The following is a 14,107-nucleotide window of genomic DNA, read 5'->3' on the forward strand; positions in this document are numbered from 1 at the left end:
GACAGTCGGGCGTTGCCACGCCGCCTGGGCGCGGTGTGTCGGTGCCGGTGGTTAGCGTTCGGATGACCCGACCGAAGCCCGACCCCAAACCGAGAGGACCGACAGATGGCAGCGAGCAGCCGTTCGGCGAGCCAGGGCGGCACGTCGCCCGATGCGGAGGCGCCCGTGGTTATCGACTGCGACGAGTGCGCGGCGCGCGGGCCCGCCTGCCGCGACTGCGTGGTCAGCGTGCTGCTGGGGGCGCCGGAAACCCTGTCGCACGACGAGCACGCGGCGCTGAAGGTGCTGGCCGAGGCCGGATTGGCCCCCAGGTTGCGTCTGGTGCCGATCCGCCGCGACCGCGGGTCCGGGGCCGCCTAGCGTGGCGGCGTGCCCAACCAAGTTCACAAGATAATCACAGAAATCTTGCCATTTTCTTAACTCCCCCCTTTGGACAAACGTCGATATCGTTTCGTAACCTGTTTGAGACCTAAACCCAGCTCGGCGTCGAGGCGTCGAACGGCCGTTTAAGGAAGCAAATCTTGAGGCTCTGCAGCCATTGGATCGCGCGCGCCATCAAGCGGTGCACCATCGGTTCGTTAGCGAGCTTCACCGTCTGGTCCGGCGTGTGGGCCGCCGCCGCGATGGCCGATCCGGCCGATGACGCGCTAGCCAAGCTCAACGAGCTGTCGCGGCAGGCCGAGCAGACCACCGAGGCGATGCACAGCGCCGAGCTCGACCTCAACGCCAAGTTGACCGCGTTGCAGGCCGCGGAGAAAAAGCACGCCGACGATCAAGCCGCGCTGGATGCCGCCAAGGCGCGCCTGGCCGCATTCCAGACCTCGGTCAACAAGATCGCGGCCGCGATGTACATGGGTGGTCGCACCGACGGCATGGACGCCATCTTGACGGCCGAGTCGCCGCAGCTGCTCATCGACAGGCTCACCGTGCAGCGCGTGATGGCGCATCAAATGTCCACCCAGATGGCGAGTTTCCGGGCCGCCGGAGAGCAGGCCGCCAAGGCCGAGCGAGCGTCCGCCAAGTCGGCCGCCGATGCCATGTCCGCCGCCGAACAGGCCGCCGCGGTGCGGGCGAGCCTGCAGCACAAGCAGAGTCAGCTGCAGGTTCAGATCGCCGTGGTGAAGTCGCAGTACCAGGCGCTGAGCCCTGGGCAGCGGGAGGCGCTGGCCGATCCCGGGCCGATCCCGGCGGGACTTCCGGGTGTCCCCGGGCCGGCGCCCGACGCAGGGGCGCCCGGCGTGCCGGCCGGGGCGCCGGCCCCCGGTGAGGCGCCACCGTTCAGCGGAATGATGCCCGGATGGCCCTTCGCCGCGCCCGGGGGCGGCGGCGACCGTGCGATCGTGGTGCAGGCCGCGTTGACACAGGTGGGGGCGCCGTACGCCTGGGGTGGCGCCGGGCCGGGCGGGTTCGATTGTTCCGGGTTGGTGATGTGGGCGTTCCAGCAGGCTGGCATCGCGCTGCCGCACTCCAGCCAGGCGCTGGCCCACGGCGGGCAGCCGGTTGCGCTGTCGGACCTGCAGCCCGGCGACGTGCTGACCTTCTACTCCGACGCGTCACATGCCGGCATTTACATCGGTGACGGCCTGATGGTCCATTCCTCCACCTTCGGCCAGCCGGTGCGGGTGGTGCCGATGGACTCCTCGGGCCCGATCTACGACGCTCGTCGCTATTGACGGCCCCCGCGGTCCCCGCGGGCCGCACGGGCGGCGCCGGCGGTTTCGGATGCTGCTGGCCGGGGTCTTTCTCATCGAGCTGATCGCGGGTGTGTCGGTACCCGTGCCCCCGGCCGGGCCGGCGGTCGCGCCGGCGCACGGCGGAGCGGTGGCGCCGCTGGTGGTCGGCGGCCGCACCGTTCGGTTGCTCGGCCTCGGCGGACCGCTCACCGATGGACTGCTGGCGCGGGTTGCGGCCGACATCGGCGTCGCGATCGACGAGGTGGCGGCGTTCTGGGGCGACGATTGGTCCCACGACATCTCGGTGGCGGCGGTCGCCTCCGACGACCAGTTTCGGGTCGCCGCCGGCGGCGACCCGGCGTCGCAGTGGGCCGACATCGCGGCGGTGACCGTGGTCGACCGCGTCGATCCCGACCGTCGGCTGGTGGTCAATCAACGCATCGTGTTAGCACCCGGCGCGGCCGCCATGAGCGCAGGCGCGTTACGAATAGTGTTGACCCACGAGCTTTTTCACTATGCGGCCCGGGCCGACACAGCCCTGGATGCGCCTCGCTGGCTGACCGAGGGGGTTGCCGATTTCGTGGCCCGGCCGCACACCGAAGTGCCCACCGAGACGGTGGCCGAGCCGGTGTCGCTGCCGTCGGACGACGACCTTGACACCCCGGGGCCGCAGCGTTGGCTGGCATACGATCGAGCGTGGTTGTTCGCCAGGTTCGTCGCAGACACCTACGGGATCGCGACGTTGCGCCGGCTCTATCTGGCGAGCTGCGGAATCGGGCATCCCGATCTGCCCACCGCGCTCCGCGGCGTGCTCGGCGCCGACCCGGCCGACCTGCTGGCGCGCTGGCAGCGGTGGCTGACCCGCTAGAGCCGCCATGGCTGCTCGACCCAGACCCGCTAGCCTGACCCAGGTGAGCCGGGTGCTGCTGGTAACCAACGACTTTCCGCCCCGGCGTGGCGGCATCCAGTCCTACCTCGGGGAGTTCGTCGGGCGGCTGGTGTCCGCCGGATCGCATACCGTCACGGTGTACGCGCCGACATGGAAGGGCGCCGAGGCGTTCGACGACGCCGCCCGCGCCGCCGGCTATCGGGTGGTGCGTCATCCCGGCGCGCTGATGCTGCCCGGCCCGACGGTTGACAGCCGAATGCGCCGGCTGATCGCCGAGCACGGCATCGACACCGTCTGGTTCGGCGCGGCAGCGCCGCTGGCGCTGCTGGCGCCGCGTGCCCGGCAGGCCGGGGTGGCCCGAGTGTTGGCCAGCACGCACGGCCACGAGGTGGGCTGGTCGATGCTGCCGGTCGCGCGGTCGGTGCTGCGTCGGATCGGCGAGGGCACCGATGTCGTCACCTATGTCAGCCGCTACACCCGGTCCCGATTCGCGTCCGCGTTCGGGCCCGTGGCGTCGCTGGAATACCTGCCTCCCGGCGTGGACACCGACCGGTTCCGCCCCGATCCGGCCGCGCGGGCCGAGCTGCGTCGGCGGTACCGGCTGGGCGAGCGCCCCACGGTGCTCTGCCTGTCGCGGCTGGTGCCGCGCAAGGGCCAGGACATGCTGATCAAGGCGCTGCCCGCGATCCGCCACCGGGTCGACGGGGCGGCGTTGCTGGTGGTCGGGGGCGGCCCCTACCTGGACACCCTGCGCAGGCTGGCCCGGGGCTGCGGGGTGGCTGACCACGTCACGTTCACCGGCGGGATACCGGCCGACGAACTGCCGGCCCACCACGCACTGGCCGACGTGTTCGCGATGCCGTGCCGCACCCGCGGCGCCGGAATGGACGTCGAGGGTCTGGGTATCGTGTTCCTCGAGGCCTCGGCGGCCGGTGTGCCGGTGATCGCCGGCGACTCCGGAGGAGCTCCGGAAACGGTGCAGCACAACAAGACTGGGCTGGTGGTCGACGGCAACTCGGTGGACACCGTGGCCAACGCCGTCACCGAGTTGCTGATCGATCGCGACCGGGCGGCCGCCATGGGCGCCGCCGGCCGGCGGTGGGTGACGGCCCAGTGGCGCTGGGACACGCTGGCCGAGCGGCTGGCCGGCCTGTTACGCGGCTAAGGATGGCGAGCAGACGCGAAAGCCCCCGAAATGACCTACTTTCGGGGGTTTTCGCGTCTGCTCACCCAATCAGTCCTTGGCGTAGATCGCCTCGATCTCGGCGGCGAACTTCTCGGCCACCACCTTGCGCTTGACCTTCAGTGTCGGTGTCAGCTCACCCGTGGCCTCGGTGAAGTCGACCCCCAGTATGCGGAACTTGCGGATCGACTCGGCGTGCGACACCGCCAGGTTGGCCTTTTTGATCGCCGTGTCCACCTCGGCGACCAGATCGGGGTCGGTGGCCAGATCGCCCACCGACGCGTCGGCCGCCTTATTGTTGCGCTGTTTCCAGCCGACGAACGCCTCGGGGTCGATGGTGATCAGCGCCCCGATAAAGGGTTTGGCGTCCCCGACGACCATCGCCTGGCTGATCAGCGGGTGCGCGCGCAGCTGGTCCTCCAGCACCGCCGGGGCGACATTCTTTCCGCCCGCGGTGACGATGAGCTCCTTCTTGCGGCCGGTGATGGTGAGGAAGCCATCCTCGTCGATGGCCCCAAGATCACCCGTCTTGAACCAGCCGTCGGTGAATGCCTCGGCGGTGGCCTGCTCGTTGTGCCAGTAACCGCTGAACACCACGCCGCCGCGGACCAACAGCTCGCCGTCGTCGGCGATGCGAAGACTGTTGCCGGGCAACGGCTTTCCAACAGTACCGATCTTCAGATCATTGAACTGGCTGATGGCGACGCCCCCACTGGTCTCGCTCAGGCCGTAGCCCTCGTAGACGGTGAGTCCGGCGCCACGGTAGAAGTGCCCAAGCCGCGCACCCAGCGGCGCCCCGCCCGAGACGGCGGCGCGGCAGTCGCCGCCCAGTGCGGCGCGCAGTTTGCGGTAAACCAGCCGGTCGAACACCGCATGCTTGGCGCTCAGCAGCAGCCCCGGCCTTCCGCGGTCACATGCCTCACTCCAGTCGACCGCGGTCTGCGCGGCGATCGCGAAGACCCGCCCCTTGCCGGCGTTGGCGGCGTTCTGCTCGGCGGTGTTGTACACCTTCTCGAACACCCTCGGCACCGACACCACGACCGTCGGCTTGAACACGGCCAGCATCGGCAGCAGATTCTTGATGTCACTGGTGAATCCCACGGTGACTTTGCTGTGAAAGGCGGCCATGCTGATCGCGCGTGCCAGCACGTGGGCCAGTGGCAGGAAGACCAGCAGCCGCTCACCCTTGCGCAGCAGCGTCGGGTGGTACGCCTTGGCGCCGTTGATCTCGTAGACCAGGTTGGAATGGGTCAACTGGCAACCCTTGGGTCGTCCGGTGGTGCCCGAGGTGTAGATGAGCGTCGCCGGATCCTGCGACCGCAGTGCCTCGAGTCGGGCGGTTAGCTCGGCCGGATCGACTGACGCGCCCGCCTCCGCGAGCCGGTCGAGCACGTGCGGACCCGAACCAGCGATTTGCAACACTTCCCGCAGGGCGGGCGCGTCGCCGGAGAGTTCGGTGACCATTGCCGCGTGTGCGTCGGTCTCGGCGAACGCCACCACCGCTTCGGAATCCTGCAGAACCCAGCGAACCTGCTCCGCCGACGACGTCTCGTAAATCGGTACGGTGACCGCGCCCACAGCCAGGATCGCGAAATCGAGGATCGGCCACTCGTAGCGGGTGGCCGAGAAGATGACCACCCGGTCGCCGGCCTGCACCCCCAGCGCGATCAAACCCAGTGCCGCCGAGCGAATCTGGTTGGCCGCCTCAGCGCAGGTGACATCGGTCCAGACGCCGTCGACCAGGCGCTGGTAGATGACATGGTCAGGATCATCGCGCTCATGCTGGAAAACTACCGCCGCGACATTGTCGTGCTCGCCCACGGAGAATTGCGCAGGAATGCTCAATTTACGCACCGTTTTTACCTCGCTTTACCTGCTGTGACGTACGTTTGCTCGGGCCGGCTTGCTGTCGCCTAGCCTAATCCGGCGGTTCGCTCAGATGAAGACGCGTGTTCGGGGCGGGACCCGGTTGCGGTGGGCCGGAGGGTTTACCCCGGGGTGTGCGATGAACTCCGAAATGTATGTGTGAAGCTGTTGGGATGTACAGCATCCAAATCGCCGACGACACCTATGTCGCCGCTGACGGAGCACGGGTGGGCGCCGCGATTGCCGATCGGCAAAGCTGGCGCCGGTGGTGGCCGGATCTGGGGCTGCAGGTCATCGAGGACCGCGCCGAGAAGGGCATCAGGTGGGCCGTTACCGGCGCCCTGACCGGCAGCATGGAGGTCTGGCTGGAGCCCTCGTTCGACGGGGTGGTGCTGCACTACTTCTTGCACGCCGAGCCGTCCGGGGTGGCGGCTTGGCAGCTGGCCAGGATGAACCTGGCCAAAATGACGCACCGTCGCCGGGTAGCCGCCAAGAAAATGGCGTTCGAGGTGAAGACGACACTGGAGAGCTCACGCCCAATCGGTGTTTCTCCGGTAGTTTAACCGGGTCAGGGTTGGCACAGGAGAGTACCGTTTCTGCCGGGAGGGCGCAGTTCTCCCGCAGATAGCCGGGGGCCAACCCGCATGGCGGGGAAAGGGAATAACCAGTGGCGGACAAGACGACGCAGACCATCTACATCGACGCGAGTCCGGGCGAGGTGATGAAGGCGATCGCCGACATCGCGGCCTACCCGGAATGGATTTCGGAGTACAAGGAAGTCGAAGTCCTGGAGGCTGACGACGAGGGCTACCCCAAGCGGGCGCGGATGCTGATGGACGCAACCATCTTCAAAGACACCCTGATCATGTCCTACGAGTGGCCGGCGGATCGCCAATCGCTGAGCTGGACACTGGAATCCAGCTCGCTGCTCAAGTCGCTCGAAGGCTCATATCGGCTGGCGCCCAAGGGTTCTGGGACCGAGGTGACCTACGAGCTCGCGGTCGACCTGGCCGTCCCGATGATCGGGATGCTCAAGCGCAAGGCCGAACGCAGGTTGATCGACGGTGCCTTGAAGGACCTGAAGAAGCGAGTCGAGGGCTGAGGGAGTCCGTTGCGCCGCCCAGCCCGGCCCGGATCAGTCTCTTCGTCGGCAAAGGCGGGGTAGGAAAGTCCACCCTGGCGGCTGCCACCGCGGTCTGTGATGCCAGCGCCGGTCAGCGGGTGCTGCTGGTTTCCACCGATCAAGCCCACTCGCTGGGCGACGTGCTGGGCATCGAGGTGGCGCCGACCGGTCGCGCAGATCCCGTGCGGGTAGTGGCCGATCTCGACACCGATGACCCCGACGCCGGCGGCGGATTTCTCGATGCGCTGGCACTGGATACCTTGGCCCTGCTCGAGGGCCGGTGGCGTGGCGTGGTCGACGCCCTGGACCGGCGATTTCCCGACTCCGAGCTGAGCAGCATTGCCCCCGAGGAGCTTTCGGCGTTGCCCGGTGTTCAGGACGTGCTCGGGCTGCACGCCGTGGGTGAGCTGGCGGCGGCCGGACGATGGGATCGGATCGTGGTCGACTGCGCCTCGACCGCGGACGCGCTGCGGATGCTGACGCTGCCCGCCGCGTTCGCGCTGTACGTGGAACGCGCGTGGCCACGACACCGCCGGCTGGCCATCGCGGCCGACGACGTTCGGTCGGCCGCGGTCGTGGAACTGCTGGAGCGTACCAGCGCCGGCGTCGAGCGGCTCAGCGCGTTGCTCACCGACGGCGACCGGGTCTGTGCGCACCTGGTGTTGACCCCCGAGCGGGTGGTCGCCGCCGAGGCGGCCCGCACGCTGGGATCTTTGGCGTTGATGGGGGTGCGGGTCCAGGAGCTGCTGGTCAACCAGGTTCTCGTGCGAGACGAGATCTACGAGTACCGCAGCCTGCCCGATCATCCGGCGTTCTACTGGTATGCCGAACGCATCGCCGAGCAACGCGGGGTGCTTGACGAACTCGGCGCCACCATCGGGGACGTGGCGCTGTTGCTGGTTCCCCACGTAGCCAGCGAGCCGATCGGCCCCAAGGCGCTGGCCGGACTGCTCGACAGCGCGCGTCGACGCCGCGGAGGCGCGCCACCGGGTCCGCTGCGTCCCGTCGTCGACCTGGAATCCGGGTCGGGGCTGGCGTCGGTGTACCGACTGCGGTTAGCGTTGCCCCAGCTCGACCCCGGATCGCTGACACTGGGCCGATCCGAGGATGACCTGATCATCAGCGCCGGCGGTGTGCGGCGCCGGATTCGGTTGGCGTCCGTGCTGCGGCGGTGTACGGTGCTGGACGCACATCTGCGGGGCAGTGAGCTGACAGTTCGTTTTCGACCGGATCCGGAGGTATGGCCACGATGAGCGGGGTTCATACCGATGTCGTGCCCGAGCTGCGCCGGCTTGCGCAGGCAATCCTGGACGGGATCGACCCGGCGGTGCGGGCGGCGGCCACGATCGCATCGGGTGCCGGGGTCGGGACCGGCAAATGCCAGCAGGTGTGGTGTCCGGTGTGCGCGCTGGCCGCGTTGGTCAACGGCGAGCAGCACCCGTTGCTGACCGTCATCGCCGACCACAGTGTCGCCTTGCTCGATGTGATTCGCGCCATAGTCGACGACATCGACAAATCGGCGAAACCGCCGCCGGACGGCCCGCCGGGCGGCGGTCTCACCAGCGACCCGGGCGGTGAGACCAGAAACGGTGACGGCGCCGCACAACCGCGTTACCAGCCGATCCCGGTGATCCTCCACGAGTGAGCCGCCACCTCGCGAGGTGGTCGCAGCCATCGCGGATGGGTACAGTTGGCCCAGACGCCATCCGGTGTGGGCGAGAGGGAGGGCCATGTGGTACTACCTGTTCAAGTACATTTTCATGGGCCCCCTCTTCACCCTGCTCGGTCGGCCGAAAGTCGAAGGACTGGAACACATCCCGAGTTCCGGGCCGGCCATCCTCGCCAGTAACCACCTCGCCGTGGCGGACAGCTTCTACCTTCCGTTGGTCGTGCGCCGCCGGATCTGGTTCTTGGCCAAGGCGGAATACTTCACCGGCACCGGCCTGAAGGGCTGGATCAACCGCTGGTTCTACAGCGTTTCCGGGCAGGTCCCCATCGACCGCACCAACGCCGACTCCGCGCAGGCCGCGTTGGAGGCCGCCGAGCGGCTGCTGGGTCAGGGCAAGCTGTTGGGCCTGTACCCCGAGGGAACTCGGTCGCCCGACGGTCGGCTGTACAAGGGCAAGACCGGACTGGCCAGACTCGCCTTGCAGACCGGGGTTCCGGTGATTCCGGTGGCGATGATCGGCACCAACGTCGTCAATCCGCCGGGTCGCAAGATGCTGCGGTTCGGCCGGGTCACCGTTCGTTTCGGCAAGCCGATGGACTTCTCCCGGTTCGAGGGGTTGGCCGGTAACCACTTCATCGAGCGGGCGGTCACCGACGAGGTGATGTACGAGCTGATGGGGTTGTCGGGGCAGGAGTACGTCGACATCTACGCCGCGAGCGTCAAAGGCGGCGCCAGCGCGGCCCGTGCCGGCGCCAATCCCGGTTCCACGGAGGCCGCGCGGATTCCGGAGACCGCGGCCGGTTAGCAGCTGGCGGCCGGGACCGGGGTCGGCCTGGGCGCCGGTGGGCTCTTCGTCGTCAGTCGGGCGGCAACGGTGAGTCCGGCGACCAGGATCACCGCCAACGCCCACCACACGTAGGACATCCCGGCCAGTTGACGCCACCAGGCCGCGGTGGTTTCGCGGTGTTTGGGAAGCAGGTCGATGGGTGTCCACCTCATCAACGCCAGCCCGGCCGCGGTGACCACGGCCAGCGCGACGTTTCGCCGCCGCCAGGCCAGCACACCCGTCACCAGCACCGCCGGCAGCATCCAGACCCAGTGGTGAGACCACGAAACCGGTGAAACCACCAACCCGAACAAGGCGACGCAGATCACGGCCAACGTCGGTTCGCCCGCCCGCAGCACCCGCCGCATCGCCCAAACGGTGGCCGCCAGCACCAACAGGCAGGCCAGCGCCCACAGCGGGAAGCGTTCGTGCTCCCCGAGTCCCAGCCGAGCCAGTGCACCCGCGATGTTCTGATCGGTGTTCAGCGCCGCCTCACCGATGCGGTCGGTGTGGTGCAGCGTGCGGGTCCAGTACTCCCAGGAATCGCGCCAGGCCAGGACGAAGCCGAGCAGCGTCGCGGCCGTGAACGTCGCCACCGCCCGCAGCGCCGCCCGGTGGTCCCGACGCAGCAGGAAGTACAGCAGAAACACCGCCGGGGTCAGCTTCAGCGCTATCCCCAACCCGAGCGCCAGCCCGCGCGGCCAGGGCGTGTGGCGGGGAAAGCAGTCGATGAGCACCAGGGTCATCAGCACGACATTGATCTGACCGAAGGCGAAGTTCGAGTCGATCGGCTCCAGCCAGATCGACGCCGGCACCACGATGACCACGGCCAGCCACAACCGGCGCAGCCACGCCGGACCGGCCAGCAGCTTGGAGGCGGTCCACACGTCGAGGCGGGTCAACACCACCACGGTCGACACGATCAGCAGAACCAACGTCACCAGCGTGATCGCGACGCTGGCGGCCGGCATCCGCAACCAGGCGAACGGGCTGAACGCGATGGCCGCCAGCGGGGGATAGGTGAAGGGCAGGTCCACGATGGGTGTGTGGAACAACACGCCGCCGTAGAGCGGGCGCCCGTCCAGCCAGGCCTGACCGCCCATCTGATAGATGTCGATGTCGATGCGGTACGGCGTGTGCCCAAACAGTCGCCCGGCCAGGTGGCCCAGGGCGGCGGCGGCCACCAGCCCGAGTAGGCCCCACGCCCCGACTCGCCCCAGTCGACCGCCCCCGTCGGGCGCCTGCCATTTCGTCATGTCGCCCGACAGCCTAATCGGTGCGTTGCGCGCGCCGCGTCGTGCAGCGTGACGCACGGGTGGGGCCGAGGACTACGTTGCCTGCGTGCGGTACTTCTATGACACCGAATTCATCGAGGACGGTCGCGTCATCGACCTGATCTCGATCGGGGTGGTCGCCGAGGATGGCCGCGAATACTACGCGGTGTCCACCGAATTCGATCCCGAGCGCGCCGGCAGCTGGGTGCGCGCCCATGTGCTACCCAAATTGCCGCCACCGGCCTCGCCGGTGTGGCGTTCGCGCAGTCAGATCCGCCAGGACCTCGAGGAGTTCTTCGGCGTGCACGACGCCGATCCCATCGAGTTGTGGGCTTGGGTGGGGGCCTACGACCACGTGGCCCTGTGCCAGTTGTGGGGCTCGATGACCGGCCTGCCGCGCGCGTTGCCCCGCTTCACCCGGGAACTGCGGCAGCTGTGGGAGGACCGCGGGTGCCCGCCGCTGCCGCCGCGGCCCCGCGATGTCCACGACGCGCTGGTCGACGCTCGGGACCAGCTGCGCCGATACCAAATCATCACCTCCGCCGGCGGCGGCCGGTGACCGTGCGAGCCAGAGTTGATGGCGAGTTCGTGCTGATCAGCCGGCGGCCTCGGGCATCGGGCCACGGTTACCATGGACCGATGAACTGGACCGTCGACATCCCGATCGACCAGCTGCCGACGTTGCCGCCGCTGCCCGCCGACCTGCGGGCCCGGTTGGACGCGGCGCTGGCCAAGCCGGCCGCCCAGCAACCCAGCTGGCCCGCCGACCAGGCGATACCGATGCGCACGGTGCTCGAAAGCGTGCCGCCGGTGACGGTGCCGTCCGAGATCGTCCGGCTGCAGGAGCTGCTTGCCCAGGTTGCCCAGGGTGAGGCGTTCTTGCTGCAGGGGGGCGACTGCGCCGAGACGTTCGTCGACAACACCGAACCCCACATCCGGGGCAATATCCGCGCCCTGTTGCAGATGGCGGTGGTGCTCACCTACGGTGCCAGCCTGCCGGTGGTGAAGGTTGCCCGCATCGCCGGCCAGTACGCCAAACCGCGGTCGGCCGAGATCGACGCGTTGGGCCTGAAGTCCTACCGCGGTGACATGATCAACGGCTTCGCCCCCGACCCCGCGGCGCGCGAGCACGATCCGTCCCGGCTGGTTCGGGCCTACGCCAACGCCAGCGCCGCGATGAACTTGGTGCGCGCGTTGACCTCGTCGGGTCTGGCGTCGCTGCACTTGGTCCACGACTGGAACCGGGAGTTCGTCCGTACCTCGCCGGCCGGTGCCCGCTACGAGGCGCTGGCCACCGAGATCGATCGGGGGTTGCGGTTCATGAGCGCTTGCGGTGTGGCCGACCGCAATCTGCAAACCGCCGAGATCTATGCCAGCCATGAGGCGTTGGTGCTCGACTACGAGCGGGCCATGCTGCGTCTGTCGGAGGATGAAAACGGGCAACCGCAACTGTATGACCTGTCGGCGCACACCGTGTGGATCGGTGAGCGGACCCGGCAACTCGATGGTGCGCACATCGCGTTCGCCGAGGTGATCGCCAACCCGATCGGCGTCAAAATGGGCCCGACGATGACCCCGGAGCTGGCCGTCGAGTACGTCGAACGACTCGACCCGAACAGCAAGCCGGGCCGGCTGACGCTGGTCAGCAGGCTGGGCAACACCAAAGTCCGTGATCTGCTGCCGCCCATCGTGGAAAAGGTGCAGGCCACCGGTCACCAGGTGATCTGGCAGTGCGATCCGATGCACGGCAACACCCACGAATCATCCACCGGGTACAAGACCCGGCACTTCGATCGCATTGTCGACGAGGTGCAGGGCTTCTTCGAGGTGCATCGAGCCCTGGGAACCCACCCGGGCGGCATCCATGTCGAGATCACCGGGGAGAACGTCACCGAATGCCTCGGTGGCGCGCAAGACATTTCCGACCACGACTTGGCCGGCCGCTACGAGACGGCGTGCGACCCGCGACTGAACACCCAACAGTCGCTGGAGTTGGCGTTCCTGGTCGCCGAGATGTTGCGCGACTGACCCGGCCCGACGCGCCAACGGCTGACCCAGCCGTCCCGTCCGCTGGACACCGTGACGGACGGCAAGACCACCGTCGCGGCCGAAGGCAGCCTGACCGGTGAAGCGCTCGAGCTGAAGGTGGTGGGTGCGTCGTGGCGGCGCCCCCAGGTTCGGCCGTGCCCCAGCGGTGGGCTGCCCGCGCTTCTCGGTGAGACGACGGCATCGGGCATCGATGGATTCGACCAGTCGGTGAGCCGGATCCCGACGGGCCCCGACGGCGTCTACCGCCTCGACCTCACCGAGACCAGGGGGCGCGCCGGCTACCCCTACACGGTCACGTGCCACCTCGAAGTGCGCTTCTGAAGACGGTGTTGCGAGGTTAGAGTTGGAGCAGGCCGCCGAGGTTGCCGCCGATCGACCATGCCGCGGTCGCGACCAGCCCGGTGAGCGCCAGCACGACCGCGATCCAGACCAGCACCATGCGTCGGGCGTGCTGTCGCGCCCAGACGAATTCGTCTAGGGCGATGCCGGCGAATCGTTCTGCCGCCGGTGCGCGGTCGTGTCCGTGTCGGTCGGGGGAGCCGGGCTCGACCGCGGGGTGCGCCGATGGGACCGGCCCGGGCCAGTCGTCCGGTGGGCGGGTGAACTGGCGGGTCGGCTGGCGCCCCGGCGCGGTGGCTGGCGCCCGGGCACCCCGGTGCTGGCCGACCTGGCCGTGGTGCACCGCCGCCGATCGATGCTGGGCGGAGTCGCGCGGCGCGGGCACCCGGAAGTCGGGCAGCCCCAGTTCCGCGGCGATGGCGTTCAGATCCGTGGCCATCTCGCTGGCGTCGGCGTATCTATCGGTGGGGTCGCGGGCGGTTGCGCACGCCACAAATTCATCGAATTGGGTTGGTACGCCATCGATGACAGTGCTGGCGCACGGCACATCGTGATCCAGCCGTTGGTAGGCGATCGATAGCGCTGAGTCGCCGGCGAACGGTGTGCGCCCGGTCAGCAATTCGTAGGTGAGAATCCCGGTCGAGTAGACATCGCTGCGGGGATCGGCGTTGCCGTCGCGCACCTGCTCGGGGGACAGGTAGGCCGCGGTACCCAAAATGACACTGGTGGAGGTGATTCCGGCGGCGGCGAGGGCGCGGACCAGCCCGAAGTCGGCGAGTTTGACGTCGCCGTCGTCGGAGATCAGCACATTCTCGGGTTTGATGTCGCGATGGATCAGGCCGGCCCGATGGGCGGCGGCCAGCCCGCCCAGCACCGGGCGCAGCACCGCCACCACGGCGTGCGGGGGCATCGGACCGCGTTCGGCCAACAGCTCTCGCAGCGTGCCACCGTCGATGAGCTCCATCACCAGAAACGTGTGTCGGCCATCCTGGCCCTGGTCGTAGACCGCGACCAACCCGGGATCCTTCAGGCGGGCGACCGTGCGGGCCTCGAGGTGGAAGCGGGTGAGAAATTGCTGGTCGCCGGCGTAGCGCGGGTCCATCACCTTCAGCGCGACGGGGCGGTCCAGCCGGACGTCGTGGCCCCGATAGACCGTGGAGGTGCCGCCACTGGCGATCCTGGCCTGGACCAGGTAACGCCCATCCAGCATGGCGCC

15 protein-coding genes are annotated in these 14,107 nt (G+C 68.5%); 12 read left to right on the plus strand and 3 right to left on the minus strand.

Translation table 11 applies throughout. The annotated features are described in order from the left end of the window. Window positions 1-105 precede the first annotated feature (105 nt). The 4 genes from G6N20_RS05390 to pimB all read left to right on the plus strand — a co-directional run bounded on the left by G6N20_RS05390 (window position 106) and on the right by pimB (window position 3,727). Window positions 106-360 (plus strand): hypothetical protein, encoded by a 255-nt coding sequence (locus G6N20_RS05390; RefSeq protein WP_083046859.1) that lies wholly within the window; start codon window positions 106-108, stop codon window positions 358-360. Between the two features lie 161 nt (window positions 361-521). Next, the gene (ripC, locus tag G6N20_RS05395; RefSeq protein WP_083046860.1) at window positions 522-1,673 is read left to right on the plus strand and encodes a peptidoglycan hydrolase RipC; all 1,152 of its coding nucleotides are present in this window, start codon (window positions 522-524) and stop codon (window positions 1,671-1,673) included. A 49-nt stretch (window positions 1,674-1,722) separates the two neighbouring features. Continuing rightward, window positions 1,723-2,541: a hypothetical protein gene (locus G6N20_RS05400; RefSeq protein ID WP_083046861.1), complete on the plus strand. Its 819-nt coding sequence runs from the start codon at window positions 1,723-1,725 to the stop codon at window positions 2,539-2,541. Between the two features lie 43 nt (window positions 2,542-2,584). Beyond that, the gene (gene pimB / locus G6N20_RS05405) at window positions 2,585-3,727 is read left to right on the plus strand and encodes a GDP-mannose-dependent alpha-(1-6)-phosphatidylinositol monomannoside mannosyltransferase (RefSeq protein ID WP_083046862.1); all 1,143 of its coding nucleotides are present in this window, start codon (window positions 2,585-2,587) and stop codon (window positions 3,725-3,727) included. A gap of 69 nt (window positions 3,728-3,796) precedes the next feature. On the opposite strand, the gene G6N20_RS05410 is transcribed toward pimB, so the two are convergent. Further along, entirely contained in the window at window positions 3,797-5,599 is a 1,803-nt protein-coding gene (locus G6N20_RS05410; RefSeq protein WP_083046863.1) for an AMP-dependent synthetase/ligase, read from the minus strand. Between the two features lie 185 nt (window positions 5,600-5,784). On the opposite strand from G6N20_RS05410, the gene G6N20_RS05415 reads away from it, so the two are divergent. The 5 genes from G6N20_RS05415 (at window position 5,785) to G6N20_RS05435 (ending at window position 9,208) form a co-directional block, all read left to right on the plus strand. Beyond that, on the plus strand, window positions 5,785-6,174 hold the full coding sequence (locus G6N20_RS05415; RefSeq protein ID WP_083046864.1) for a polyketide cyclase / dehydrase and lipid transport: 390 nt from the start codon (window positions 5,785-5,787) through the stop codon (window positions 6,172-6,174). Between the two features lie 104 nt (window positions 6,175-6,278). Further along, entirely contained in the window at window positions 6,279-6,713 is a 435-nt protein-coding gene (locus tag G6N20_RS05420) for an SRPBCC family protein (protein WP_083046865.1), read from the plus strand. Next, on the plus strand, window positions 6,710-7,987 hold the full coding sequence (locus G6N20_RS05425; protein WP_083046919.1) for an ArsA family ATPase: 1,278 nt from the start codon (window positions 6,710-6,712) through the stop codon (window positions 7,985-7,987). The genes G6N20_RS05420 and G6N20_RS05425 overlap by 4 nt, the downstream gene beginning before the upstream one ends. After that, window positions 7,984-8,379, plus strand: a complete 396-nt coding sequence (locus G6N20_RS05430) for a hypothetical protein (protein ID WP_083046920.1) — start codon at window positions 7,984-7,986, stop codon at window positions 8,377-8,379. Before G6N20_RS05425 ends, G6N20_RS05430 begins: the two co-directional genes overlap by 4 nt. An 85-nt stretch (window positions 8,380-8,464) precedes the next feature. Beyond that, window positions 8,465-9,208, plus strand: coding sequence for a lysophospholipid acyltransferase family protein (locus G6N20_RS05435; protein ID WP_083046866.1), 744 nt, complete (start codon window positions 8,465-8,467; stop codon window positions 9,206-9,208). On the opposite strand, the gene G6N20_RS05440 is transcribed toward G6N20_RS05435, so the two are convergent. Further along, on the minus strand, window positions 9,205-10,485 hold the full coding sequence (locus tag G6N20_RS05440; RefSeq protein ID WP_083046867.1) for a glycosyltransferase 87 family protein: 1,281 nt from the start codon (window positions 10,483-10,485) through the stop codon (window positions 9,205-9,207). The two genes, G6N20_RS05435 and G6N20_RS05440, sit on opposite strands and share 4 nt — an antisense overlap. Window positions 10,486-10,570: 85 nt before the next feature. Here G6N20_RS05440 and G6N20_RS05445 point away from each other — a divergent pair, with 85 nt between their 5' ends. The 3 genes from G6N20_RS05445 to G6N20_RS05455 all read left to right on the plus strand — a co-directional run bounded on the left by G6N20_RS05445 (window position 10,571) and on the right by G6N20_RS05455 (window position 12,873). Then, window positions 10,571-11,062: a polyadenylate-specific 3'-exoribonuclease AS gene (locus G6N20_RS05445; protein ID WP_083046868.1), complete on the plus strand. Its 492-nt coding sequence runs from the start codon at window positions 10,571-10,573 to the stop codon at window positions 11,060-11,062. Window positions 11,063-11,142: 80 nt separating this feature from the next. Then, on the plus strand, window positions 11,143-12,531 hold the full coding sequence (locus G6N20_RS05450; RefSeq protein WP_083046921.1) for a class II 3-deoxy-7-phosphoheptulonate synthase: 1,389 nt from the start codon (window positions 11,143-11,145) through the stop codon (window positions 12,529-12,531). Between the two features lie 51 nt (window positions 12,532-12,582). Further along, on the plus strand, window positions 12,583-12,873 hold the full coding sequence (locus G6N20_RS05455) for a hypothetical protein (protein ID WP_083046869.1): 291 nt from the start codon (window positions 12,583-12,585) through the stop codon (window positions 12,871-12,873). Window positions 12,874-12,889: 16 nt separating this feature from the next. On the opposite strand, the gene G6N20_RS05460 is transcribed toward G6N20_RS05455, so the two are convergent. Then, window positions 12,890-14,101 (minus strand): protein kinase domain-containing protein, encoded by a 1,212-nt coding sequence (locus tag G6N20_RS05460; protein ID WP_083046870.1) that lies wholly within the window; start codon window positions 14,099-14,101, stop codon window positions 12,890-12,892. Window positions 14,102-14,107: the final 6 nt, after the last annotated feature.

This window comes from Mycobacterium shinjukuense (assembly GCF_010730055.1).
Lineage (GTDB): Bacteria > Actinomycetota > Actinomycetes > Mycobacteriales > Mycobacteriaceae > Mycobacterium > Mycobacterium shinjukuense.